The sequence below is a fragment of the Phreatobacter sp. AB_2022a genome, assembly GCF_026847585.1.
In the GTDB taxonomy this organism is placed as follows: Bacteria; Pseudomonadota; Alphaproteobacteria; order Rhizobiales; family Phreatobacteraceae; genus Phreatobacter.
The window spans coordinates 37729-62617 of the sequence record NZ_JAPSET010000006.1; the positions used below are offsets into that span (position 1 = coordinate 37729).

Sequence of the window (24889 nt, forward strand, 5' to 3'; positions counted from 1 at the left end):
GGCTCAGCCCTCCCTCAGGCGGCGGATGCGGCCGACAATGCCCTCGGGGAGCAAGGTGACGGTCACCACCAGCAGCACGCCGAAGATGAACATCTTGTACTCGGCGAAACGGCCGAGGAATTCCGGCATGGCGGTGAGCAGGACGGCGCCGAGGATCGGCCCGATGAAGGTGCCCTTGCCGCCCACCACCATCATCGCGACCACGGTGGCGGAAATCCAGATGGTGAAGTCGTCGGGCGTCACGCCGCGCAGGGCATGGGCGGTGACGACGCCGGCAGCACCCGCAAGCGCGGCCGAGGCGACGAAGGCGGTGAGCTTGCCCCTGGTCGTGTCGAGGCCGACGGCGGCCGCCAGCGTCTCATCGTCACGGATGGCGATCCATTCGCGCCCGAGACGGGACTTCAGAAAGCGCCAGGCGATGGCGAGCGCGACAACGGCGACGCCGAGCGTCAGCCAGTAATAGGAGCGCAGGCTGCCGATCTCGAACAGCGTGACGCCGAACAGGCTGACCGGGCCGACCGGCGGCACGGCCAGGCCGGTCTGGCCGCCGGTGAACGAGGTCCATTGCGAGATGGTGAGATAGACGATGGTCTGGAAGGCGATCGTCACGATGGCGAGGAAGTGGCCCTTGAGGCGCAGCGCGGGCACGCCGAGGATCAGGCCGAACAGGCCGGCAACCGCGATACCCGCCGGCAGATTGACCCAGAAGCTGGTGCCAAGGTCCCGCGACATGATGGCGGTGGTATAGGCGCCGATGCCATAGAAGGCGCCCTGGGCGAAGGAGAACTGGCCGCAATAGCCGGAGACGAGATCGAGGCCGACGGCGAGGATCACGTAGAACAGGATGATCATGAGGACGTTGACCTCATAACCGCCGAGCCCGAACGGCGCGAGCGCGAGCAGCACGATCGCGGCGAGAGCGAGAGCAAGGTTCCTCATGACCGGTCCACCGCCTTGCCGAACAGGCCCTGGGGACGGAACAGCAGGACCGCGATGACCATCACGAAACCGATGATGTCGCGCATGCTGTTGGCGAGATAGGCGGAGGTGAAGGATTCCGCGACGCCCAGGAGCAGGCCGGCGACCGCCGCGCCCGCGACATTGCCCATGCCGCCGAGGATGACGACGGTGAAGGCCTTGAGCGCAATCATGTTGCCGACCAGCGGATGGACCAGGAAGACCGATGACATCAGCAGGCCGGCGACGCCGGCGAGAGCGGCGCCGACCATGAAGGTGACGACCGCGACGCGGCCGACGCGCACGCCGCACAGCCGCGCGACGGTCGCATGCTGGGCCATGGCGCGCAGGCTGCGGCCGGTCCAGGTATAGCGCAGCACCAGATAGAGCGCGGTGATCAGCACGACCATGGCGATCGGGATGAGCGCACGCTGCAGCGGCAGGAAGACCGGGCCGATCTCCACCGGAATGGTCGAGAGATTGGTGCGCAGCAGCTGCGGCTGCGGCCCGAGGGTGAGCATGGCCGCGTTCTGCAGCGCGACCGCAAGGCCGAAGGACGAGATGATCGAACTCGTCGCGTCATGGCTCTTTAGCGGCTTGTGCAGGATTGCCTCGGCACCGAGGCCGAGCGCCGCGGAAAAGACCAGCACGATGCCGATCGCGGCCCAGACGGGCATGCCGAACAGCGTCACGGCGGTGATGCCGGCATAGGCGCCGAGCATGTAGAATTCGCCATGGGCGAAATTGACGACGCCGAGAATGCCGAAGATCAGCGTCAGGCCGACGGCGACCAGCACATAGGTGCTGCCGATGACCACGCCATTGGCCAGATATTGCAGGAAAAGATCGAAATCGAACACGTGTCAGGTCCTTCGGGCGCCCCGCCGCAGCCGCGGGAGGCGCCCTGCCCCGTTTGAGGATCGGCGGGCTGAGACGTCAGCCGACCGGCGAAAGCGAACGTCGGCCGTTGCGCACGATGGCCAGGAAGCAGCGGAAATCGACGCTGCCCTTGTCGTTGAAGGCGGCGGTGGTGCCGGCGGGGCCCTGGACCAGCGGGAAGTCCTTCATGCCGGACTTCATCATCTTCTGGATTTCGGCGCCGTCGGCCTTGCCGACCCGGCGCATCGCCTCGATGGCGATCGAGGTGGAATCGAAACCGAGCGCGTTGAAGGTGTTGGCCTCGGCCTTGTATTTCTCGCGGAAACGGTCGCCGAAGGCCCGGCCGACCGGATTGGGCGTCGAGCTCTCGAACATGGTCGCGACCGCGAAGCCCTCGGATGCGGGACCGGCGAGCCGGATGAAGTCGTCCGACAGCATGGAGCCCGAACCGATGAACTGGGTGCGCAGGCCGACCTCGGCCGCCTGGCGCACGATATTGGCGCCGTCGCCGGCCCAGCCGCCGATATAGACCGCCTCGGGCCGCTGCGTGCGCAGCTTGGTGAGCATGGAGGAAAAGTCCTGCTCGCCGGCATTGTAGCTGTCCTTCGACACGATCGTGCCGCCCTCGGCCGCGGCGACGCGGGTCACCTGCTCGGCCAGCGTCAGGCCGTAATTGGTATTGTCGTGGATGATCGCGATCTTGGTCTTCTTCAGGACGCGGATGATGTCCTGGGCCGTGCTCTCGCCCTGCCCGTTGCTGTCGGGCCAGGACCGGAAGAACCAGGGATCGCCGGGCGGGTTCTCGTCCGTCGCGCTCGCGGCGGTCGAGCCGCCCGACAGCATCGGCACCTTGTATTCGCGCGCGATCTTGGATCCTGCCACCGCGACGGCGCTGGCATAGGTGCCGATGATGAAGGGCACCTTCTCGCGCTCGATCAGCTTGCGCACGGCGGTGACGCCCTTGGTCGAGTTGCTCTCGTCATCCTCCATGACAAGCTCGAGCTTGCGCCCGAAGACGCCGCCCTTGGCATTGACCTCCTCGACCGCGAACTGCAGGCCGCGGATGATCTGGTGCCCCTCGATGCTGGCCGGGCCCGACAGCGGCAGCATGCCGCCGATCTTGAGCGGGCCGGTCTCCTGCGCCCGGACGATGGCCGGCGCGGCAACGCTCGCGCCCAGAATGGTGAGCATGTGACGGCGAGACAGTGACGCCATGATCCTTGGCCCCGTTTGGTTTGTATATATTGTTTAGCGATACGGTTATATCGATAAACTGCTACGCGCCCCCGACCCTGTCAAACCTCTTTTTCTTGCTGCATCGCACAAACTATTCGCACATGCAGCACCCTCGAGCGGCATTCGCATGGCCCTTGCGCCTGCTGCCGATCTCGGACATTCATATCTCCAATCAAATCGATCGTATTGTTTTGCGATACGATCGAAAGTCCGCGCCGCGCTCCGCATGCGCGGTCCCGCCTCGCAGCCCACGCTTTTTCCTTGGGAAATCGACATGTCCGAGCTGTCTTCTCGTCCAGCCGACGAGACCATCGCCATCGAAGGCCTGTCAGAACGGGCCGAGATCATCGTCGATCGCTGGGGCATTCCGCATATCCGGGCCGGCAATCAGGCAGATCTCTTCTTCGCGCAAGGCTTCAATGCGGCGCGTGACCGGCTGTGGCAGATCGACCTCTGGCGCAAGCGCGGCCTCGGCCTGCTCGCCCGCGATTTCGGCCCCGGCTACCTCGCCCAGGACGAAGCCTCCCGCGCCTTCCTGTTTCGCGGCGACATGGCCAGGGAATGGCCAAGCTACGCCCCGGACGCGCAGGCGATCGTCCGCTCCTTCGTCGCCGGCATCAACGCCTATGTGGCCCTGACCGAGCGCGAGCCGGAGCGCCTGCCGGTCGAGTTCGGCCTTGCCGGTACGCGCCCCGACCGCTGGCAGCCGGAAGACGTCGTGCGCATCCGCAGCCATGCGCTGACACGCAACGCCCTGTCGGAGGTGCTGCGCGCCAGCATCGTCTCGGCCTATGGCCATGAGACCGATCTCCTGCGCAAAAATCTCGAGCCCGCCGTGGTGCCCGGCAATGCCGGCGATGTCGACCTCGCGGCGATCCCGGTCGAGATTCTCGACCTGTTCAAGCTGGCGACCGCCGGCGTGACCTTCTCGCCCGAACGCCTCGCCTGCCGCCTCGAGGAAGCCGGCAAGTGGACCAAGGTCAATGCGCTTGCCGAAGTGATCGCCGACAGCACCTGGACCGGCTCGAACAACTGGGCGATCGGCCCCGACCTCACCGCGACCGGACGGCCGGTCATGGCCGGCGATCCGCACCGCGCGCATGCCGTTCCTTCGCTGCGCTACCTCGTTCACCTGAGCGCGCCCGGCCTCGACGTGATCGGCGCCGGCGAACCGGCGGTGCCGGGCATTTCCATGGGCCACAACGGCACGATCGCCTTCACCCAGACGATCTTCGGCTCGGACCAGGAAGACGTCTATGTCTACGAGACGGAGCCCGGCAATCCCGACCGCTATCGCTACAAGGGCGACTGGATGTCGATGACGGTGGTCGAGGAGCGCTTCGCGGTCAAAGGCGCGCCGGACCAGGTGCGCCGCCTGCGCTTCACGCGGCACGGGCCGGTGGTGTCGGCCGACCCCGACAAGCGCATCGCCTTCGCCATCCGCTCGGTCTGGTTCGAGCCGGGCGCGGCCGCCTATCTCGGCGGCCTCTCCTCGATGCGGGCGAAAACGCTGCCCGAATTCCGTGACGCCATCCGCCGTTTCGCGACGCCCTCGCTCAACCACGTCTATGCCGACGTCAAGGGCGCGATCGCCTGGCTGCCCTTCGGCATGACCCCGGTGCGGCGCAACTGGGACGGCCTGACCCCGGTGCCGGGCGATGGCCGGTTCGAATGGGACGGCTTCATCGATCTCGACGAAATGCCGTGCCTCGTCAATCCGCCGGCCGGCTTCGTGGCGTCGGCGAACGAGGCCAATGTGCCCGCGACTTGGGACCACGAAAAGGTCCGCATCGGCTACGAATGGCTCGAGAACAGCCGGGCGGTGCGGATCGCGGAAGCGCTCGGCCATCGGCCGGCCGGCGAAAAGCATTCGGTCGCGACCTCGATGGCCCTGCAGACCGACGTCACCTCGGTGCCGGCGCGGCGCCTGCGCGTGCTGGTCGAGGCGATCGCGCCGGGCGCCGATGCCGAGTTGGCGGCCGCGCGCGCCATGCTGCTCAGCTGGGACGAGAAGCTCGATGCCGGGTCGGCCGCCGGTGCGCTGTCGGAACTCTGGTTCACCCGGCACCTGAAGCCGGCCCTGCTCGCCCTGTTCGTGCCGGATCAGCGGCTGCAGCCGCTGATGCAGCCGCTCGACGTCGAAGGGCTGCTGCAGGTGCTCGAGCGCCCGGGCGAAGCCTTCGGGCCGAATCCCGCGGCCGGCCGTGACGCGCTGATCGCCCGGACCCTCGCCGGTGCCTGGCGCGAGGCGCTGAGCCTGCTCGGGCCGGATCCGGCCGCCTGGCAGTGGGGCCGGCTGCATCACGGCCAGTTCGACCACCCGTTGAGCGCAATCGCCGGTCCCGACGATGCCGCCAGGCTCAATGTCGGCCCGCTCGCCAAGGGCGGCAGCGCCTCCACCGTCATGCATGCCGCCTACCGGCCGCAGGATTTCCGCGTGGTGGTCGGCGCCTCCGTGCGCTTCGTCCTCGATGTCGGCAACTGGGACGCGAGCTATTGCATCAATGCGCCGGGCCAGTCCGGCGATCCGCGCTCGCCGCACTACCGCGACCTGTCGGTGCAGTGGGCCAAGGGCGAATACGTGCCCTTCCTCTATTCCCGCGAGGCGGTGGACGGAGCGGCCGAACAGCGCATCCGCCTGGTGCCGGCGCCGGGCGCCTGAGCCCGTCGCGACGGGCACGCCGCGGCGACCTGCGGCGCGCCTGCCGCGGCAGGTCCGCGCCGGGCGGCAGAGCGTTGCCGGCTCAGGAGCTGAGCGCGCGGGCCGCCTCGATGGCCAGCGGCGCAAAACGCTTGCGGAAATCGTCGACTGTCCATTCGCTCAGGGAGCCGGCAATGTGCACCGCTCCGATCGGGTAGCCCGCATGGTTGCGGACGGCCGCCGCCAGCACGATCTCGCCGATCAGGGCCTCCTCCACCGCATAGGAATAGCCCTCCAGACGGATCTCGCGGATCTTGGTCCAGATGTCGGAGATCTCGGTCAGGCTCTTCGGGGTCATCGGCCGGCGGTTGGACCGGTCGAGAATGTCCTGAACCTGTTCGTCCGGCAGAAGGGCGAGACAGGCGCGCCCGCCCGATGACAGGAAGGTCGGGATGCGCCGGCCGGCCAGCGTCGCGTAGAAGGTCTCGCGCTTGCTCTGCAGGCGGATGGCATAGACGACCGACAGGTCGTCGAACTTGCTGTCGAACAGGCTGAGATCGATGCGCTCTCCCGCGAGCTTGCGCAGCTCCATCAGGATCGGGGTCGCCCGCTCGATCAGCGGGTTGGACCGAAGATAGTCGAAGGAGCGGTCGAGAAACAGGCGGCCGAGCGTCAGCCCGCCGTCATCGGAGCGCTCCAGATAGCCGCGGCTGAGCAGGGTCTGGCCGATGCGCTGGGCCGCGCTCTTGTTGACGCCGGCGCTCGCCGCGATCTCGCCGAGCGATTTCGGTCGCGGGCTCTTGGCATAGGCCTCCAGGACGTCGAGCGCACGCGCGACGGACTGGAGAAACAACCGTTCGTCGACCGGCGGTAGGCGCCCGTTCTTGCTCATGCGGCGTTTCTCGTCCCGATGCTTGTCGTGGCGCGGGGCGCTCCGGCCACGCGCTTTCGTGAGCCGGCAAGTATGTCGAAGCTTCATGTCAAAATCAACACGATCGTATTGAATATCAATACCATCGCCCCGTAATAGTGGCGGATCGTGTGATCGTCGGGATGTTCGATGATCCAAAGTGCGATTCAAAGTCGGATTCATTGCTGATCCGGCAGCCCCGCGCCGCGCACGCGCCGCGCGCGACCGCCGAGCCGTCCCCCATCACGCGCATTCGGCGCAGACAAGCCGACCGTCGAGCCGGGCGAAGTCTTGGAGGCAGGGGGCGGTTGGGCACTGCTCCGTCACGGATGCCGTCTCGCCACCTCGACGCGCCATCGGCGAGAGCCGACCACTAGCGCCGGCAGAGAAACACTTGTAATATATTACAAGAATATTATTATCACACGAATGGCCGAAGGCCGGCCGCTCGCGCCTGGTGCGAGCCGGCGGCCGGATCGTCCAAATTCCTGGGGAGGAAACCGCTCATGAACATGACCGTGGAACCGGCAATGCCCGATGCCGCCGCGCGCCTCGAAAGACTGCCGATGACCGGCTATCAGCGCGGCATTTTCCTGATCATCGCGACGGCCTGGCTGTTCGATTCGATGGATCTCGCCGCCATGACCTTCATGCTCGGCTCGATCCGCGCCGATCTCGGGCTGACGACGGCGCAGGCCGGGCTAGCGGCCAGCGCAAGCTTCATCGGGATGTTCTTCGGCGCCTCGATCGCCGGCCTCGCAGCGGACCGTTTCGGCCGCAAGCCGGTGTTCCAGGTCAGCATGATCGTCTGGGGCGTCGGCAGCCTCCTGTGCGGGCTGTCACAGGGCTACAGCGACCTGTTCGTCTATCGCGTAATCCTGGGCGTCGGCATGGGCATGGAGCTTCCGGTCGCCCTCGCCATGGTCTCGGAATTCATTCCCGCGGCCAAGCGCGGCAAATACACCGCCATCCTCGAAGGTTTCCTGCCAGTCGGCTATGTCTGCGCCGGCATCCTGATCTATCTGATGCTTCCGCTGGTGAACTGGCGGGGCATCTTCATCATCCTGGCCGTCCCTTCGGTGTTCCTGCTGGCGATCCGGCGCTGGGTTCCCGAGTCGCCGCGCTGGCTGGAGGCACAGGGCCACCACGACAAGGCCGGCGCGGTCCTCGGCCAGATCGAGGAGAAGGTACGCGGCCGCCTGGCCGAGGGCGTTCTGCCTCCCGTCAAAACCGGCGCTCGCGCGCTGAGCGTCACGGGCGCGCCGGCGGCCCGAACCCGCTTCTGGGATTCGATCGCGGAGCTGTGGCATCGGCCCTATGGCCACCGCACGCTGATGATCTGGATCGTCTGGTTCTTCACAATGATCGGCTATTATGGCCTGACGTCCTGGCTCGGCGCCCTCCTGCAGGAATCCGGCTACGACGTCTCGAAGTCGATCCTTTACACGGTGCTGATGTCGGCCGCAGGCATTCCCGGCTTCATGTTCGCCGCCTGGTTCCTGGAGGCGGTCGGCCGCAAGAAAGCGGCTGTCACCATGCTGTGCTGCTGCGCGGTCAGTGCCTACGCCTACGGCCAATGCGCCGCCTTGCGGCTGCCGGTCGAGCAGGTGGTGGCGGCCGGCGCCGTCATGCAGTTCTTCTTCTTCGGCATGTGGTGCGTGGTCTACGCCTACACTCCGGAGCTCTATCCGACACGAGCCCGGGCGACCGGGGCTGGCGCAGCCTCCTCTCTCGGTCGTCTCGGCTCGATCATCGGCCCGGCTGGAATCGGCTTTGCCCTTCCCGTGATCGGACAAAGCGGCGTCTTCATCGCCGGTGCCGTCTGTTTCGTCATCTCGGCCCTGGCGATCTGGATCATGGGCATCGAGACGCGCGGGCGCGCGCTCGAGGAGATCTCCCGCTGACGGGCGGCCGGCGGCCTGGCGCGGGCGCGCCCGGCCGCCTTCTGGGCCGCGTCAGACGGCGCCGACCCCGAGGCTCCGCGTGAAAATCGCCCGCGTATAGTCCTCGATCACCGCCATGAGCTCCAGGCAAGTTCGCCGCGCCGCCTCCTCGTCCGCGTCGGCGACCGCCTTCGCCCGGCGCGCATGCAGTTCGCCGACTTCGGCAAGGTTCATCAGGTCGCTGTGATAGTTGAAATAGAAGCGGCGCGACAAGGCGTGCAGCGGCGAGATCGCCTTCTCCGCAAAAGGATTGCCGGCCATGCCGGCGATGAAGCGGTTGATGTGGTAGAGCTGGCGCAGATAGACGATCACATCGCTTCGTCCGGCAGCCTCCATGGCGGCGGCCATGGTCACGAGCATCTCGCGCTGGCTCTTCGTGGCGCGCCGTGCGGCGCGGACCGAGACGAAGACTTCCAGCTCCTTGCGGATGTCGATGACCAGCAATTGCTGGGGGAGATCGATCTCGGCCACCATCAGGCCGTGCCGCGGCAGCACCTTGATCAGCGTATCGCTCTGCAGGCGCTTGACCGCCTCGCGCACCGGCGTACGGCCAAGGCCGATGTGATCGGCCAGCGCATCCTCCGACCAGCGGCTTCCGGGCGGCAGTTCGAGCGTGACGATCATTTCCTCCAATAGCCGGTGCGCCTTGGCAGCCATGGATTCCTCCGGCTGCGGAAACTTCGATTTGGCGTCCCGCGCCGCGGATTTGCGCATGCCGGTCTCCCTTCAACATGGCGCACGCGCCCGAAAGTCGCCCGCCATCGCCGCCGATCATAGCGGCCGATTGACCGGACACTTGTAGTATACTACTGATACATCATTGTTGCTAACAGGAGCGCTCGACGCTCCCATCGGGCAGGAGAGACACAGCATGGCCGAGGATGATCGGGCGGCGCCAAAAGACACTCCGGCAGCCGCCGAGGCGGTGACGATCGAGCGGACCGGCGCCGTCGCCGTGGTGACATTGCACCGGCCTCTCAGCCGCAATGCGATGGACCGTGCGCTGGTGGAGCAGTGCCGGGCCGCTCTCCTGTCGCTCGACGGCGACGACGCGGTCCGTGCCGTGCTCCTGCGCGGCGCGGCGCCAGGCTTCTGCGCGGGAAGCGATCTGAAATTCATCAGCGCCCTGGCGCTCGAGGCCATGAGCCGCTTCGAGCAGGAATGCGGCGATCTCGGCCGTCTCATGGCCTTCCTGTCGAAACCCATCATTGCCGCCGTCGAGGGCTTCGCCATTGGCGGCGGCTTCACCCTCGCGGCCTGCTGCGACTATGTGGTCGCCGGCCGCACGTCGAAATGGAGCCTGCCGGAAGTGCCGCTCGGCTGGCTCACCCCGTGGGGACTGAAGGCGCTTATCGCCCGGGTCGGCCCTGTGCATGCGCGCACGCTGTGCTGGTGCGTCGCGCCGATGACCGGCGAACAGGCACGCGAGGCTGGCCTCGTCGATCACGTCTGCGATGACGGCGACGCCGAAGCCGAGGCGCTGCGCATCGCCGCGCAGATCGCCGCCCTGCCCGCGCCTGCTGTCGCGGCCACCAAGCGCTTCTTCTCCAGCTATGTCCTGAAGGACGCAGAAACGATGGATTACGAAGCCAACAGGCTGTTCGTGGAGAACTGCCGCAGCACGGAAGCGCGGCGGACTTTCGCGAAATTCGGTTCGGCAGCGGTCGCATGAGGCCTCCGATGTCCCGCTCCACCTCCAAGGTGACCCCTCTCGCCGACGCCATTGCCACCATCCGCGACGGCGACATGGTCGCAAGCGTCGGCGTCAACGGCTGGCTCGTACCGAACGCGCTGCTGAAGGGCATAGGCGACCGCTTCGCTGCCGGGCGCGGCCCGCGCGGTCTCAGCTTCTTCTTCCCGGTCGGCGTCGGCGACGCCCTGGACATCAAAGGGATGGACTACGTCGCGCGCGAAGGCCTGATCAAACGCGTGATCTCCGGGCACTACATCAATCCGCTCGATCCCCGTACCGGCCGCAAGGCCGAGATGATGCGGCTGATCAACGAGAACGCGATCGAGGCCTATGCCTGGCCGATCGGCGCGACGATGCATTGGCTGCGCGAGGTGGCCCGGCGTGGCCCCGGCTATCTGACCAAGGTCGGCCTCGGCACCTTCATCGACCCGCGCCTCGACGGTGGACGCCTGAACGCGCGGACGCAAGACGACATCGTCGAGGTCCGCACCTTCGGTGGCGAGGAGTATCTGTTCTACCCGCGCTTTCCGCTGGATGTCGCCCTGCTCCGGGCGAGCGCCGCCGATGAGCTCGGCAACCTCTCCCTGACCGACGAGCCGCTGCATTCGTCCAGCCTCGCCCTGGCGCTCGCGACCAAGGCCTGCGGGGGACGCGTCATCGCCCAGGTCAAGGAGATCATCCCGGTCGCCAGCCGGCCGGCGGAGCAGATGCATATCCCGGGCGCCCTGGTCGATCAGGTCGTCGTCGATCCAACCGCCATGATGAACACCGATGTCGTCTTCGACGCGCGCTATCTCGGCGGCACGCTCGATCCGCGCAACCTCGACGTGGTGCCGCCCGGCATCGATCGGGTGATCGCGCGCCGGGCGGCGAAAGAGGTCCGGGAGGGCGACGTTTCCATTTTCGGGTTTGGCCTTGCGACCAGCATCCCGCTCATCCTGGCCGAGCAAGGCCAGTTCGCCGATGGCGGCATCCATCGCCACCGGCACACGACCGAGCACGGCGTCTTCGGCGGCATCGTCATGAGCGGCTGGCAGTTTTCCGCCAACCTCTTTCCCGAAGCCCTGATCGACGGCCCCTACCAGTTCGATTTCATCAATGGCGGCAACTGCCCGTTCGCCGCCCTGTCCTTCGCGCAGCTCGACGCCGAGGGGAATCTCAACGTCAGCAAGTTCGCGGGCTTCTCGCCGGGCTCCGGCGGGTTCATCGACATTGCCAGCAATGCCCGCCGCCTGGTCTTCGTCGGCACCTTCACCGCCGGCGGCCTGAAGGCACAGCCGGGCAACGGCAGACTGGCAATCGCCGAGGAGGGCCGCATCCGCAAGTTCGTGCGCCACGCCGACCAGGTGACCTATCCGGTCGGCAGGGGTGTCGCGGAACGCGGCCAGGAGGCCATGGTCATCACCGAGCGGGCCGTCTTCACCTGCACGGCCGACGGAATGACGCTCACCGAGATCGCCGACGGTGTCGACCTCGAACGCGACATCCGCGGCCAGGTGGAATTCCCCATCGCCGTCTCGGACCGGCTCCGGCTCATGGACCCGGACCTGTTCCGCTGACGCCAAGCCATCGCAAGGGAAGAGACGAGATGCTGCTGGACCTCACCGAAGACGAAACCCTTCTGAAGAACGCCGTCGAGGCCTTTGCCGAGAACAGGCTGCGGCCCGCGATCAAGGACTATGCCGACCGGCACCGCTTCCCGACAGAGCTCGTGCGCGAATTCCTCGGCCTCGGCTTCATGGGCACGGCCTATCCGCCGGAGGCCGGCGGCGCGGGCCTTGGCACGCGCGGCGCCGCGATCGTCGCGGAGGTGCTCGCGCGGGTCGAACCGAGCTTTGCCGCCATCTATCTGTGCAACAGCGCGCCGATGACCGTCATTGCGCGTTACGCCTCGGATGAACAGAAACGGCGTTGGCTCGCGCCACTCTGCGCCGGCGAAACCATCGCCTCCTTCGGCGTCACTGAGCCGAGCGGAGGATCCGACGTCGCCAGCATCAAGCTGCGCGCGATGGAGGACGGCGATCATTTCGTGCTGAACGGCTCGAAGATCTTTTCCACCAATGCCGGCACGCCGCTGCACGGGCTGTCGACGGTGATCGCCGTCACCGATCCCGACAAAGGACCGAAGGGTCTCTCGACCTTCATCGTGCCGGTGGGGACACCCGGCTTCAGCGTCGGCAAGGCCGGACGGAAGATCGGCTGGCGCATCGCCGATTCGGTCGAGCTGTTCTTCGACAATTGCCGCGTCCCGAAGGCTCAGTTGGTGGGCGAGCGCGGCGAGGGCCTGAAGCAGATCCTGACCACACTGAGCATCGGCCGCATCCTGGTGGCTGCGACCGGGCTCGGCCTCGCTCGCAAGGCGATGGACCTCGCCAAGGCCTATGGCAATGGCCGCAAGGTGGGAGGCCGGGCGATCTTCGCCCATCAGGGCCTTGCCTTTCCGCTCGCCGACATTCTCACCAAGATCCACGCCGCCGAGCTGATGATCCGGCATTCCGCCATTCTCTCCGATTCCGGACGCGCCTTCCGGACCGAGACCTCCATGGCCAAGCTCTTCGCCAGCGAACTGGCGGGCGAAGCCGCCGACATCGCCGTGCAGGTGCATGGCGGCTATGGCGTCTACGAGGACTATGATGTGTCGAGCCTGCTGGGCGAAGCCAAGGTGCTGCAGATCGTCGAAGGCACCAGCGAGGTCCAGCGCCTCGTCATCGCACGGGAGCTGACCGATGCCTGAGGAGATCATGACCGTGGACCGGCGGGACCGCCTACGCATCGATACCGACGTGCTGGTCATCGGCGCCGGAGCGGCCGGCGTCGCGGCGGCGACGACCGCGGCGCGCCAGGGTCTGGACGTGACACTGGTGGAACGCTACGGCTTTGCCGGCGGCGGCGCCGTGGCAGGGCTCTCCGGAACCGTCTGCGGCCTCTATATGGCCAGCGACCGGCGGGACAACCGGCCCGAACAGGTGGTGTTCGGCTTCGCCGACGAGTTCTGCCGACGCCTGGAGGCGAGCGGCGGGCTCACGGCCGCCGTTGCTTACGGCAAGACCTACACGCGTGTGCACGACCCGCTGATCTGGCGCGAGACCGCCGATGGTTTCCTCGCCGACAGCGGCGTTCGGATCATCTACCACGCCACGGCAATCGGCGTGCTGATGGAGGGCGGAGAAGCGGTCGAGGGACTGACCGTCTGGACCAAGCAGGGGCTGATCGACATCCGCGCCCGCGTCGTGGTGGATGCCAGCGGCGACGCCGATGTCGTCGCGATGGCAGGCCTTTCCTCCTTCGTCGGCGACCAGGGACGGGTGCAGAACCCGACCATGATCTTCCGTCTGCTCAATGTCGACACGGCCCGCTTCCTTGCTGCCTACGGCCACGACACCATCATGCCCGACCGGGTCAGCGCCCTGATCCGGGAGGCCAATGCCAGCGGCCGCTACGCCCTGCCGCGCGCCAAGATCTGGCTCTTCACGACGACGCGGCCCGGCGAGCTGATGTGCAACTGCACCCGGATCGTCGGCGCGGACGGCCGGGAACTGAACCCGCTCTTCCACCAGGATTTCACCGAGGCGGAAATCCGGGGCCGTCTGCAGGCGCGCGACTATGCCCGCTTCTTCCGGGAGCACCTGACCGGCTGCGAGGACGCTTTCGTGAACGATACCGGCGTCCAGGTCGGCGTCCGCCAGACCCGCCAGGCGGAGGGCGTCGCGCGGCTGATGAACGCCGATGTTCTGGCTGCGCGCAAATCGGCGGACGGGATCGCCCGTTCGCCTTGGCCGATCGAGCTGCACGCCGGCGAGAAACCGAAGGTCGAATGGATCCTCGACGACTATTATGAGGTGCCGTACGGCTGCTTCGTGCCCGCCATGGGCGAAAACCTGCTCGTCGCGGGCCGCTGCCTCTCCGCCGAGCACGAAGCCGTCGCCTCGGCTCGCGTCACGGCGCAGTGCTTCTCCTACGGCCACGCCATTGGCCACGCGGCGGCACTCGCCCTGCGCGACAATATCAGCCCGCGCAAGCTGGCCGGGGCCGATATCCGCATGGTGCTGAACGCCGACGGGGCGCAGCTCTAAGGTCTTCGCCGTTTCATGAAAGCGGAGAAAGACACAAGGCAGCTGTCTCGAGGCGTTTTCTTCGCGCGCCCCGCCTCATCCCGCAGAAGGCATCGCATATTGCGGCGCCCTCGCTCAGACGCGGCTGCGCCCCTCGCGCGGGCTCGCCCCGGCGAGCGTCTTCAGGTCGAAGCCGCAGGCCTCGAAATCGGCGAGGCTGAGCGCGCGGGAGGCTGCCAGGACGCGCCGCGCCAGCATGTTGTCCGCCGGACGGTTGATCGATTCCACGCCCAGGAAGCGGCCGTCCTTGAAACAGAAGGCGGAGAACCGTCCCTCCGCCACGGCGCCCTGCAGCACCACGTGGTCGTGGCCCGCCGTGAGGCCCGCCATCTGCAGCTTGACGTCGCCCTGGTCCGACCAGAACCAGGGCACGGCCTGGTAGCGCGCCGGCCGGCCGACGAGCCGGGCCGCCACGGCACGGCCCTGGTCGCTGGCATTCTGCACCGATTCCAGCCGGATCAGCCCGCCGCAGAAATCGTTCGGATGGACGGCGCAGTCGCCGATCGCCGAGATGGCGGGATCGCCGGTCACGAGGTGCTCGTCGACGAGAATGCCGTTGTCGACGGCAAGACCGGCCGCCGCCGCGAGTTCGGCATTGGGCAGCACCCCGATGCCGGCGACCACGAGATCGGCCTCGATGCACCGGCCGTCGGCGAGCCGCACGCCCGTGACATGCCCGCCGTCATGCTCGATCGCCGCGACCGCCGCGCCGAACGAAAAGGCGGTGCCCCAGCCCTCGTGGCGGCCGAGCACATAGTCCGAGCAGGCCTGGCTGACGGCGCGCGCCATGGGCCGGGCGGCGGCCTCGACGACATGGACGTGCCGGCCGAGCTTGGCCGCAACCGCCGCGAATTCGAGCCCGATGAAGCCGGCGCCGATCACCACGATCGCCCGCGCATCGGCGAGCCTGGCCTGCAGGGCCTGGGCATCCCCGATCGAGCGCAGATAGGCGACATGGTCCGCGCCCGGCACGGCCAGCCGGCGGTTGCGGGCGCCAGTGGCCAGGACCAGGTGGTCGTAGGCCAGGCGCCGGCCGTCGGCGAGCTCGAGGATCTGCGCCTCGCGGTCGATGGCGGCCGCCTCCGCTCCCTGCAGGAAGGCGATGCCGCGCTCCTCCAGGAAGGCGCGCGGCCTCAGCTCCAGGCCGGTGGCGTCGACCGCGCCGATCAGGAAGGCCTTGGACAGCGGCGGACGCTGATACGGCACGCTCGCCTCGGCCCCGACCAGGGTCAGGCGGCCATCATAGCCCTCCTCGCGCAGCGACAGCGCACATTGCAGGCCGGCCTGGCCGCCGCCGACGATCACGATGCCCCGATCCATGGCCTTCATTCCGGTCAAGCTCAAAACGTCACCGGGGCAATTGGGGAATGCCGCGGCAAAAAGCCAGGACCACCATCGCAGCCCTGCCCTTCGCTCGGCGTCAGGCCGGCGTCACCGCGAGCGGCAGCGTGGCCAGGCTGCGCAGATTGTTGTTCAGCCGCCGCGTCGGCTCGCCGGTCAGCGTGAGGGTGCCGACCCGCGCCGCCATCGCCTTCAGCACCGCCTCGCCTTCGAGGCGGGCGATCATCTGGCCGATGCACATGTGAACGCCGGTGCCGAGCGCGAGATGGCCGAGCGTCGAGCGGGTGAGATCATAGTCGTCTGGCCGGTCCCAATAGTCGGGGTCGCGGTTCGCCGAAGCCAGGATGATCAGGATCTTGCTGTCGTTGCCGACCTTGGTGCCATCGATCACGACGTCGCGGGTCGTCTGCCGGCAGACGTTCTGGATCGGCGTTTCGAGCCGCATCGCCTCTTCGAGGGCGACGCGCGCCCGCGCCGGATCCTCGTGCAGCAGCGCCCATTGCCTGGCATCGCGGGCGAGATACCAGAGCGCGGCCGAAATGCTGCTGGTGGTCGTATCGAGCCCGCCGCGCAGGAAGGAGCGGATGAGCAGCGGCGCGATCTCCGGGGCGATCTCGCCGGCATCGGCGGCCTTGAAGACTTTTTCCCCGAAGCCGCCGGGCAGCATGCTCTCGCGCTTCATCATCTCGTCCTGCCAATCCATGATCAGATCGGCACGCGCCTGGGTCGCCTCGTAGCGCGGATTGCGCGGCCCCTGCCCGTCGAAGTTCAATTCGCCCAGCAGGAACAGATTGGCCCGCCGCTCCGGCGACCGCTGCAGGCCCAGCGCGTCCGGGAAGGTGTTGGCGACATAGGTCTCGGCCAGATCGTCGACTCCGCAGAAGGACCCGCGCTCGACCAGTTCAGCCACCAGCCTGTCGGCATCGGCCTCGAAGCTCTCCCGCCAGGCGCGGATCTGGGCCGGGGACAGGATGCGCTGCAGCGCGGTGCGCACGCGCGTGTGATCGGGCGGATCGACCTCGACGATCGGGCTGCCAGGCCGCCAGGCGCCGGGCTTGCGGATGTCGGCAAGGCCGGAGCCGCCGGTGGAGGAGAAGGTCTCCCAGTCGCGCAGGACCGGCATGATGTCGCGATGGCGGCCCATGACGTGGACGTCGTAGCGGCTGAGATAGGCCACCGGCCCGGCCTCGCGCACGGCACGATGCATGGCGAAGGGTTCGTTCAGCGTCTCATCCGCGAAAGGATCGACGTCGATGACCGGCGCCGGCCGGCCGGCCGCCCCGTCCAAGACCTCTGCCGTCATGCCGCCACCCTCTCGATCTTCGTATTGCTAGCCAATAATATTGTATTGACAATCATCGTATCGACCTGCCTTGCGGCCTGTCAATTCGAACCGAACAGGTTCTCGCCGCGCTACGGACGGAGCATGCGGCCTGTGCGTCCGCGCAGTTCTGGACGGCGGAAAAACAGATCGCGGGGAAGACGCCCGGAGGCCATGTCAGCGCCATCAACGGCGCCGGCCGCGCCTTGCCGCCGTCACGGAGCGTCCCCTCATGTCGCCTGCCTTCGCCTGGCTCCTGCTCGTCCTGTCCGGCCTTGCCGATGTGGTCTGGGCGGTTACGACCAAGCTCTCCGACGGCTATAGCCGCCACGGCTGGACCGCAGCCTCGATCGCGGCGCTCGTCATGTTTCTGGTCCTGCTCACCCAGGCCCTCCGGATCCTGCCGCTGGGCACCGCCTATGCGGTCTGGACCGGCATCGGCGCGGTCGGCTCGGTCGGGGCCGGCCTCCTGCTGTTCGGCGAGCAGATGAGCGCGGCACGGCTCGCCGCGGTCATCGTCATCGTCGGCGGCATCGTCGCCCTCAAGCTGCTGCCGGAATGAGCCGGGCGCGCGCCGCATCGTCCACAGCCATGATCTTCTGCAAAAGGGTCTTTGCGCGGCGGCGGTCTCGTGTCGCCGAAGCGGTTCGGATAAGATCGGCCTCATGCAGCCGATCATTTCCGTTTCGAATCTGTCGAAGACCTATGCGTCCGGCTTCCAGGCCCTCAAATCGATCGATCTCACCATCCGGCGCGGCGAAATCTTCGCCCTGCTGGGCCCGAACGGCGCCGGCAAGACCACGCTGATCGGCATCATCTGCGGCATCGTCAACGCCTCCTCGGGCAGCATCCTGGTGGATGGCCACGACATCGTGCGCGACTACAGGAAGGCGCGCGCGTCGATCGGGCTGGTGCCGCAGGAGCTGGCGACCGACACTTTCGAGACCGTCCGGGCGACCGTCTCGTTCAGCCGCGGCCTGTTCGGCAAGAAAGCCGACCCCGATCTGATCGAGAAGGTGCTGAAGGATCTCTCGCTGTGGGACAAGAAGGACAGCAAGATCCTGACCCTGTCCGGCGGCATGAAGCGCCGCGTGCTGATCGCCAAGGCGCTCGCGCACGAACCCAAGGTGCTGTTCCTCGACGAGCCGACCGCCGGCGTCGACGTCGAACTGCGCAAGGACATGTGGCAGGTGATCCGGACCCTGCGCGAAGCCGGCACCACGGTCATCCTGACGACCCATTACATCGAGGAAGCCGAGGAGATGGCCGACCGGATCGGCGTCATCAACCGCGGCGAGATCATCCTGACCGAGGACAAGGCCGAGCTGATGCGCAAGCTCGGCAAGAAGCAGCTCGTGCTGGAGCTCGCCGGCCGGCTCGATGCCCTGCCGGAGGCGCTTGCCGGCTACGGCCTGACGCTGAATGCCGACGGCAGCACCATGACCTATCATTATGACGGAAACGGCGAAGGCTCGCGCGTCGCCGCGCTGCTGGCCGACCTCAACCGGGCCGGCATCGCCTTCCGCGACCTGCACACCACGCAGAGCTCGCTGGAGGATATTTTCGTCGATCTCGTGAGCAAGACATGAACCTGCCGGCGATCCGCGCCATATACCTGTTCGAAATGGCGCGCACGGGCCGCACGCTGCTGCAGAGCATCGTCTCGCCCGTCATCTCGACATCCCTCTATTTCGTCGTGTTCGGCGCCGCCATCGGCTCGCGCATCACCGAAATCGAGGGGGTCAGCTACGGCGCCTTCCTGGTGCCGGGCCTGATCATGCTGATGCTGCTGACCCAGAGCGTCTCGAACGCGTCCTTCGGCATCTACTTCCCGCGCTTCACCGGCACGATCTACGAGATCCTGTCGGCGCCGATCTCCTATATCGAGATCGTCATCGGCTATGTCGGCGCGGCCGCGACCAAGTCGATCATTCTCGGCGTGATCATCCTCGCGACCGCCGGCCTGTTCGTGCCGCTGACCATCGCGCACCCGCTCTGGATGCTGGCCTTCCTGGTGCTGACCGCGATCAATTTCAGCCTGTTCGGCTTCATCATCGGCATCTGGGCCGACGGCTTCGAGAAGCTGCAGGTGATCCCGCTCCTGATCATCACGCCGCTGACCTTTCTCGGCGGCAGCTTCTATCCGGTCAGCGTGCTGCCGCCGTTCTGGCAGACGGTCGCGATGTTCAACCCCGTCGTCTATCTGATCAGCGGCTTCCGCTGGAGCTTCTTCGGGGTCGGCGACGTGCCGATCCTGATCAGCCTCGGCGCCACCGCGCTCATGCTCGCCGTCTGCCTCGGCATCATCGGCTGGATGTTCCGCACCGGCTATCGCCTGAAGGCGTGAGCCGCGGCTGGTCGCGGCATCATCTGATATTTTTCGGCCGGCCGTGGCCGCCGCGGACCCGCGCCTCACAAAGGCCGGAAAGCCGGTGCCATCGTCGCGCCGTCCGTGACAGCGTTCCAGCGCCCGCCCCGCGTGGCGGTGTCATCCGCAGCTCTCGAAGGCTGCGGAGCCTGTGGCGTTCGTCCGGACGGCAGCGACCCGCATCATTGCTCACCCGAAAGGCTCAGGACATGGCCAATCAGGATGTTCGCTCCGAGGCCGGCAACGGTCAGGCCTCCACCGCAGCCCCCATGCCGCCCGTGCTCCTGACCAGCCTGATGGACGGTCAGCGCGAGGTCTGGGCGACAGGCCAGCATCTCGTGGAGGAAGGCTTCAGTTTCGTGCTCAGGCGGCTCGACGCCCAGCGGGACTTCTTCAGCGGCCTCGCCGACGCGAAAGATCCGGAGGCGCTGGCGCGGCTCAACCGGGCGTTCTGGGACCGGGCGAGCGCCGACTACACCGGCGAGTTCGAAGAAGTCGCGCGCTCGGTCCAGGGCCTGGTCGAGCGGATGCAACCGCACGACCGCGCGGCCTGACCGCCGAGTCCGAACGGCGAAACCGGCTGCGACCACGCCGCAACCGGCTCGCCGCGACGGGCGGCCATGCGCTCACGTCTGGCATCGGCCACCCCGAGATGGTCTAGTCTCGGGGAGCCGGTGCCTGCCGGCGACCATGCGCGCGCCGCCATGCCGACGTCGCTCTGCGCCAGTTGCGGCGCGGGCGGAGATCGCGGGCACGGCGGCGCACGAAAGCGGAGCTGTGCAATGATCAAGGACATCGTGGTGCATCTGGACGGCAGTGCCGAGGACGAGTTCCGCCTGTCCCATGCCGAAGCCTTCGCCACCCCCGACGGCGCGCATATCACCGGCCTCTACACCAACGTTCTGCCCGACATCGCCGCCATGGCGACGCCCGATGCGGCGGCGGCCGCCGCCGCCGCCTTCACCGAGCTCGAAGACGCCGCGAGGGCCCAGGGCGAAACCACGTCGGCCAGGCTGCTCGAACGGATGAAGCGGTCCGGCCTGCCGGTCGAGCTCGCGCGCCACGATCTCCGGCTGGGCGAGTTCGGCCGCGCCGCGGCCTCCGCCGCCCGCGCCGCGGACCTCTTCATCGCGACCGCGCCCTATCGCGGCGGCGAGGGCATCAACTGGGACGGCTTCGCCGAGGAGGTCCTGTCGGATTCGGGCCGAGGCACCCTGTTCGTGCCGCCGGGCCTGACCGCCCGGGGACCGATCCAGCGCATCCTGGTGGCCTGGCGCGACACCCACGATGCCGCGCGAGCCGTTGCCGAAGCCCTGCCCTTCATCGCCCGGGCGACACGCGTCGATCTCGTCATGGTCGATGCCGATCCCGACGGCTCGGGCGCCCCGGCGGCCGCCATGGCCCGCCACCTCGCCCGCCATGGCGGCAAGATCGAGGCCAAGACGCTCGCTTCGGAGGGCATGAGCGTGCCCCAGGCCCTGCTCGAAGAGGCCGCCCGCGGCGCGATCGACCTCATCGTCATGGGCGGCTATGGCCATTCGCGCCTGCGCGAATGGGTGCTCGGCGGCACAACGCGCGACATTCTCGGCGCGAGCCCCGTGCCCGTGCTGATGGCGCATTGAGCGCCGTCAGAACTGATAGCCGAGATGCAGGCGGACCTGATGGCGTTCGAACCCGTTCAGGTCGAGCGCGACCGGGTTGCCGACTTCGTTGCCGGTGATCTGCGCCTGCCAGCTCAACGACATCCACCAGTTGTTGCCGAGATCGGCGTAGAGGGTCGGACCGAGATAGAGGGCCCGCCCCTGCAGCTTGCCCATGCCGAAACCCTCCAGGCGCATGAGATAGCGCAACTCCATGCCGACATGGATGGACTTCGTCAGCGGCGAGGCGAGCGCGATGCCGAGGCCGGCCCGCGAGCCGCGGCTCATGCCGGGAACGCCGTTGATCCGCTGGACGGCATATTCGTAGGACAGGTTGAGCGCGCCGAACAGCCGCCCGGGAATGAGCTCCCGGTCGATGGCCAGCGTGGCGACAGCGCCATATCCCGTGCCGCGCCGCACCGCCTCGTCGGCGAAACGCCATTGCGGCGCGATCTCGAGGGCGACACCCACAGGATTGGTCGCGCGATCGAGGAGGCCGAGGCGCAGCGAGCCGCCGAAGCCGCCGAGCAGCGCACGGGCTCCATCGGGGAGGCCGGAGACCGAATGAACGGAAGCCCAGGTGAATTGCGGGCCGAAGGAGATCTGCAGCCGGTCGGTCGGCGCATAGGACAATGTCAGCTGGTTGTCCGCGGAAATGAAATAGCGCCCGCTCCGGCCGAACAGACCCGAACTGTCCCATTCGATCGTTGCCGTTCCGGCCGACGGCATGGCGGAATTGGTGATGTAGCCGTATTCGACCGTCAGCGGCTCGCTGGCGGGCGGCTCCAGCAACTGGCCGAAAGCGTCGGGTGATGGGATGGCGAGCGCCATGACCAGCGCTGCGGCCATGTCTCGGGACGAGCGGACGACATCGGACAGCCCTGGCATGACGCAACCCGTGGCGAACTGGTGCCCCGCCATGGCTCGGCATCGGCCGAATAGCGGTCGTTTCGTTCCGATCTAGACCGGCCTTGATGCCAGGCATGTGACGGAGAGGCCGGCCAATGCCGGCAAATGCTCGGCCGCGCGTTTTCCGCGATCCCGCCAGCCATTCCAACAAAAGCTCAATGAATCGGTCATCCAGGCGTCACAGGCCGGAGGGAGTGTCGCAGCGAATTGTCGAGGAGTGGCAACGATGACTGACGCAACACTCAACGGATCGCTGGATCCCGGTATCGCGAAGAGACCGAAACTGGACCACGATTCCAATCCGCTCACCGCCATCCTGTTCTTCGGCCTGCTGGCGGCCGGCCTCCTCTACGTCGCCTATAGCCTCTATGCCGACGTCGATGCCTCGGGCGCCAGGATCACGACCTTCCTGCCCTACCTTCTGCTCTTCATCGCGCTGCTGATCGCGCTCGGCTTCGAGTTCGTGAACGGCTTCCACGACACCGCCAACGCGGTGGCGACCGTCATCTACACCCACTCGCTGCCGGCCAATGTCGCCGTGATCTGGTCCGGCTTCTTCAACTTCCTGGGCGTGATGGTGTCGAGCGGCGCCGTCGCCTTCGGCATCATCTCGCTGCTGCCCGTGGAGCTGATCCTGCAGGTCGGCTCGGGCGCGGGCTTCGCCATGGTCTTCGCGCTGCTCATCGCCGCGATCATCTGGAACCTCGGAACCTGGTATCTCGGCCTGCCGGCTTCGAGCTCGCACACGCTGATCGGCTCGATCATCGGCGTCGGCATCGCCAATGCGCTGATGTCGGGCGGCGACGGCACGGCCGGCGTCGACTGGACCAAGGCCACCGAAATCGGCTGGTCGCTGCTGCTCTCGCCGCTGTTCGGCTTCTGCGCCGCAGCGCTCGTCCTGCTGTCGCTGAAGGTCCTCGTGCGCAATCCCGAGCTCTACGCCGAGCCGAAGGGCAATCAGCCGCCGCCGTGGTGGATCCGCGGCATCCTGATCGCCACCTGCACCGGCGTCAGCTTCGCCCACGGTTCCAATGACGGGCAGAAGGGCATGGGCCTGATCATGCTGATCCTGATCGGCACCGTGCCGATGGCCTATGCGCTGAACCGCGCCATGCCGGACTCCGAGATCGCCACCTTCCAGCAGAACTCGGCCGCGGCCAAGGCGGTGGTCGAGGCGAAGTCGGAAGCCTCGATGATCGTCGCCGATCCGCGCCAGGCCGTGACCATCTACGTCTCGCAGCGCAAGATCACCAATGCCACCTATCCCGCCCTCTCCGCGCTGATCTCCGACATCTCCTCGCAGGTCACCCGCTATGGTTCGTTGTCGAAAGTGCCGGCAGAAGCCGTCGGCAATACCCGCAACGACATGTACCTGGCTTCCGAAGCCCTGCGCTTCCTCATGAAGGACAAGGCCAACGACCTCTCGGCGGCGGAAGTCGCCACGATCGGCGCCTACAAGAAATCGCTCGACAGCGCCACCAAGTTCATCCCGCTCTGGGTCAAGGTCGCGGTCGCCATCGCGCTCGGCCTCGGCACCATGGTCGGCTGGAAGCGCATCGTCGTGACGGTCGGCGAGAAGATCGGCAAGACCCACCTGACCTATGCTCAGGGCGCCTCGGCGGAGCTCGTGGCGGCCGGCACGATCGCGGCGGCCGACGTCTACGGCCTGCCGGTGTCGACCACCCACGTCCTGTCCTCGGGCGTCGCCGGCACCATGGCCGCCAACGGCTCCGGGCTGCAGATGTCGACCGTGCGCAACCTGCTGATGGCCTGGGTGCTGACCCTGCCCATCGCCATCATGCTCTCGGCCGGCCTCTACGTCTTCTTCCGCCAGATCTTCTGATCCCGCGCAACGCCATCGAGAGAGAGCGGCCGTGACCAGCGTCATCGAGACGACCGAAACGCCGGCCCGGCCGCCCGTCGGCGCGACATCGGCCGGGGATCTCGTCCCCGGCCTCGTCTGGGCCTTCCGCATCCACCCCGACGGATCGGCGGAGGAACTCGCGCCGGACGCACCGATCGGGGATCGCCACGACGGCTGGCTCTGGCTGCATTTCAATCTCGCCGACCAGCGCAGCGGCCTCTGGCTCGAACAGGCTTCCGGCCTGCCGCCCCAGGCCCTCGCCCTGCTGCGCGGCATCGACCGGCACCAGCAGGTGCATGTCGCCGAGGGCTGCATCTACGGCGTGGTCGCCGATCTCGTGCGCGATCTCAACCGCGTCACCCATCAGTTCGGTCACCTGCGCTTCGCCATGACCGAGCGGCGCATGATCACCGCCCGCCACGAGGCGCTGCATGCAACCGAACTCGCCCGCCAGAGGCTGCGCGAAGGTTACCGGCTGAAAAGCGTCGCCGCGCTCCTGGACACGGTCATCGACCATGTCGCCGATGCCATCGACGGCCTCGTCGACGATATCGGCAGCGAGCTCGACGGCATCGAGGATCGCCTGCTCAGCCGCCGGCTGGGCGACGAGCGCGCCGAGCTCGGCCGGCTGCGCCGGCTCAGCGTGCGGCTGCACCGCCAGCTCCTCGGCCTGCGCAATCTGCTGCTGCGGGTCGAACGCGACGGCGGCAGCGCCATTCCCGCCCTGCTGCAGCTGCAGCATGTCCGGCTGATCCAGCGGCTCGACGGGCTCGACCACGAGGTGGTCGCCATGCGCGAGCGCGCCCGGCTGCTGCAGGACGAGGTCGGCGCGAGACTCGCCGCCGAGACCAACCGGCACCTCGATACGCTCACCGTGCTCGGCTCGCTGTTCCTGCCGCCGACCCTGATCTCCGGCATTTTCGGCATGAACACCAAGGATTTGCCGCTTGCCGAGGTCGACCACGGCTCGCTCTGGGCCCTCGCCCTGATGGCGCTGTCGTCACTCGCCGTCTACGGCCTGTTCCGCTGGATCTCGCGCCGGCGCTGATCCGGCGGCCCGGTTTCGCCGATCGAG

At 67.4% G+C, this 24889-nt stretch carries 21 protein-coding genes; 13 read left to right on the forward strand and 8 right to left on the reverse strand.

Annotated elements, in window-relative coordinates; all coding sequences use genetic code 11:
- Nucleotides 1-3: 3 nt before the first annotated feature.
- The 3 genes from OZ671_RS06140 to OZ671_RS06150 all read right to left on the reverse strand — a co-directional run bounded on the left by OZ671_RS06140 (nucleotide 4) and on the right by OZ671_RS06150 (nucleotide 3051).
- Nucleotides 4-939, reverse strand: a complete 936-nt coding sequence (locus OZ671_RS06140; protein WP_268859916.1) for a branched-chain amino acid ABC transporter permease — start codon at nucleotides 937-939, stop codon at nucleotides 4-6.
- The gene (locus tag OZ671_RS06145) at nucleotides 936-1817 is read right to left on the reverse strand and encodes a branched-chain amino acid ABC transporter permease (RefSeq protein ID WP_268859917.1); all 882 of its coding nucleotides are present in this window, start codon (nucleotides 1815-1817) and stop codon (nucleotides 936-938) included. Before OZ671_RS06145 ends, OZ671_RS06140 begins: the two co-directional genes overlap by 4 nt.
- Before the next feature lie 76 nt (nucleotides 1818-1893).
- Entirely contained in the window at nucleotides 1894-3051 is a 1158-nt protein-coding gene (locus OZ671_RS06150) for an ABC transporter substrate-binding protein (protein ID WP_268859918.1), read from the reverse strand.
- A gap of 295 nt (nucleotides 3052-3346) precedes the next feature.
- Here OZ671_RS06150 and OZ671_RS06155 point away from each other — a divergent pair, with 295 nt between their 5' ends.
- Entirely contained in the window at nucleotides 3347-5734 is a 2388-nt protein-coding gene (locus tag OZ671_RS06155) for a penicillin acylase family protein (RefSeq protein WP_268859919.1), read from the forward strand.
- 82 nt (nucleotides 5735-5816) lie between these two features.
- On the opposite strand, the gene OZ671_RS06160 is transcribed toward OZ671_RS06155, so the two are convergent.
- Nucleotides 5817-6605: an IclR family transcriptional regulator gene (locus OZ671_RS06160; protein WP_268859920.1), complete on the reverse strand. Its 789-nt coding sequence runs from the start codon at nucleotides 6603-6605 to the stop codon at nucleotides 5817-5819.
- 524 nt (nucleotides 6606-7129) lie between these two features.
- Here OZ671_RS06160 and OZ671_RS06165 point away from each other — a divergent pair.
- A complete protein-coding gene (locus tag OZ671_RS06165) occupies nucleotides 7130-8527 on the forward strand; it encodes an MFS transporter (RefSeq protein ID WP_268859921.1) in 1398 nt (465 codons plus the stop codon).
- Between the two features lie 51 nt (nucleotides 8528-8578).
- Here OZ671_RS06165 and OZ671_RS06170 read toward each other — a convergent pair whose 3' ends face one another.
- Complete coding sequence (locus OZ671_RS06170; RefSeq protein ID WP_268859922.1) at nucleotides 8579-9280, reverse strand: GntR family transcriptional regulator; 702 nt, start codon at nucleotides 9278-9280, stop codon at nucleotides 8579-8581.
- A 157-nt stretch (nucleotides 9281-9437) separates the two neighbouring features.
- Here OZ671_RS06170 and OZ671_RS06175 point away from each other — a divergent pair, with 157 nt between their 5' ends.
- The 4 genes from OZ671_RS06175 to OZ671_RS06190 are packed head-to-tail and all read left to right on the forward strand — an operon-like array spanning nucleotide 9438 to nucleotide 14332.
- On the forward strand, nucleotides 9438-10238 hold the full coding sequence (locus OZ671_RS06175) for an enoyl-CoA hydratase/isomerase family protein (RefSeq protein ID WP_268859923.1): 801 nt from the start codon (nucleotides 9438-9440) through the stop codon (nucleotides 10236-10238).
- A gap of 8 nt (nucleotides 10239-10246) precedes the next feature.
- On the forward strand, nucleotides 10247-11818 hold the full coding sequence (locus OZ671_RS06180; protein ID WP_268859924.1) for a CoA-transferase: 1572 nt from the start codon (nucleotides 10247-10249) through the stop codon (nucleotides 11816-11818).
- 29 nt (nucleotides 11819-11847) lie between these two features.
- Nucleotides 11848-12993 (forward strand): acyl-CoA dehydrogenase family protein, encoded by a 1146-nt coding sequence (locus OZ671_RS06185; RefSeq protein ID WP_268859925.1) that lies wholly within the window; start codon nucleotides 11848-11850, stop codon nucleotides 12991-12993.
- Complete coding sequence (locus tag OZ671_RS06190; RefSeq protein ID WP_268859926.1) at nucleotides 12986-14332, forward strand: FAD-dependent oxidoreductase; 1347 nt, start codon at nucleotides 12986-12988, stop codon at nucleotides 14330-14332. The genes OZ671_RS06185 and OZ671_RS06190 overlap by 8 nt, the downstream gene beginning before the upstream one ends.
- A gap of 114 nt (nucleotides 14333-14446) precedes the next feature.
- Here the strand turns inward: OZ671_RS06190 and OZ671_RS06195 are convergent, their stop codons facing one another.
- Nucleotides 14447-15700 (reverse strand): NAD(P)/FAD-dependent oxidoreductase, encoded by a 1254-nt coding sequence (locus OZ671_RS06195; protein WP_442957057.1) that lies wholly within the window; start codon nucleotides 15698-15700, stop codon nucleotides 14447-14449.
- A 91-nt stretch (nucleotides 15701-15791) separates the two neighbouring features.
- Complete coding sequence (locus tag OZ671_RS06200) at nucleotides 15792-17015, reverse strand: cytochrome P450 (protein ID WP_268859928.1); 1224 nt, start codon at nucleotides 17013-17015, stop codon at nucleotides 15792-15794.
- Between the two features lie 250 nt (nucleotides 17016-17265).
- Here OZ671_RS06200 and OZ671_RS06205 point away from each other — a divergent pair, with 250 nt between their 5' ends.
- From OZ671_RS06205 to OZ671_RS06225, 5 genes are all read left to right on the forward strand, one after another.
- A complete protein-coding gene (locus OZ671_RS06205; protein WP_268859929.1) occupies nucleotides 17266-17595 on the forward strand; it encodes a DMT family transporter in 330 nt (109 codons plus the stop codon).
- A gap of 103 nt (nucleotides 17596-17698) precedes the next feature.
- Complete coding sequence (locus tag OZ671_RS06210) at nucleotides 17699-18622, forward strand: ABC transporter ATP-binding protein (protein WP_038314173.1); 924 nt, start codon at nucleotides 17699-17701, stop codon at nucleotides 18620-18622.
- Entirely contained in the window at nucleotides 18619-19380 is a 762-nt protein-coding gene (locus OZ671_RS06215; protein ID WP_038314174.1) for an ABC transporter permease, read from the forward strand. Before OZ671_RS06210 ends, OZ671_RS06215 begins: the two co-directional genes overlap by 4 nt.
- A gap of 230 nt (nucleotides 19381-19610) precedes the next feature.
- Nucleotides 19611-19955, forward strand: coding sequence for a phasin family protein (locus OZ671_RS06220; RefSeq protein WP_268859930.1), 345 nt, complete (start codon nucleotides 19611-19613; stop codon nucleotides 19953-19955).
- A gap of 228 nt (nucleotides 19956-20183) precedes the next feature.
- A complete protein-coding gene (locus OZ671_RS06225) occupies nucleotides 20184-21023 on the forward strand; it encodes a universal stress protein (RefSeq protein ID WP_268859931.1) in 840 nt (279 codons plus the stop codon).
- Nucleotides 21024-21029: 6 nt separating this feature from the next.
- On the opposite strand, the gene OZ671_RS06230 is transcribed toward OZ671_RS06225, so the two are convergent.
- Complete coding sequence (locus tag OZ671_RS06230; RefSeq protein WP_268859932.1) at nucleotides 21030-21929, reverse strand: hypothetical protein; 900 nt, start codon at nucleotides 21927-21929, stop codon at nucleotides 21030-21032.
- Nucleotides 21930-22176: 247 nt separating this feature from the next.
- Here OZ671_RS06230 and OZ671_RS06235 point away from each other — a divergent pair, with 247 nt between their 5' ends.
- A complete protein-coding gene (locus OZ671_RS06235; protein WP_268859933.1) occupies nucleotides 22177-23793 on the forward strand; it encodes an inorganic phosphate transporter in 1617 nt (538 codons plus the stop codon).
- A 31-nt stretch (nucleotides 23794-23824) separates the two neighbouring features.
- Nucleotides 23825-24862, forward strand: coding sequence for a CorA family divalent cation transporter (locus OZ671_RS06240; RefSeq protein WP_268859934.1), 1038 nt, complete (start codon nucleotides 23825-23827; stop codon nucleotides 24860-24862).
- Nucleotides 24863-24889: the final 27 nt, after the last annotated feature.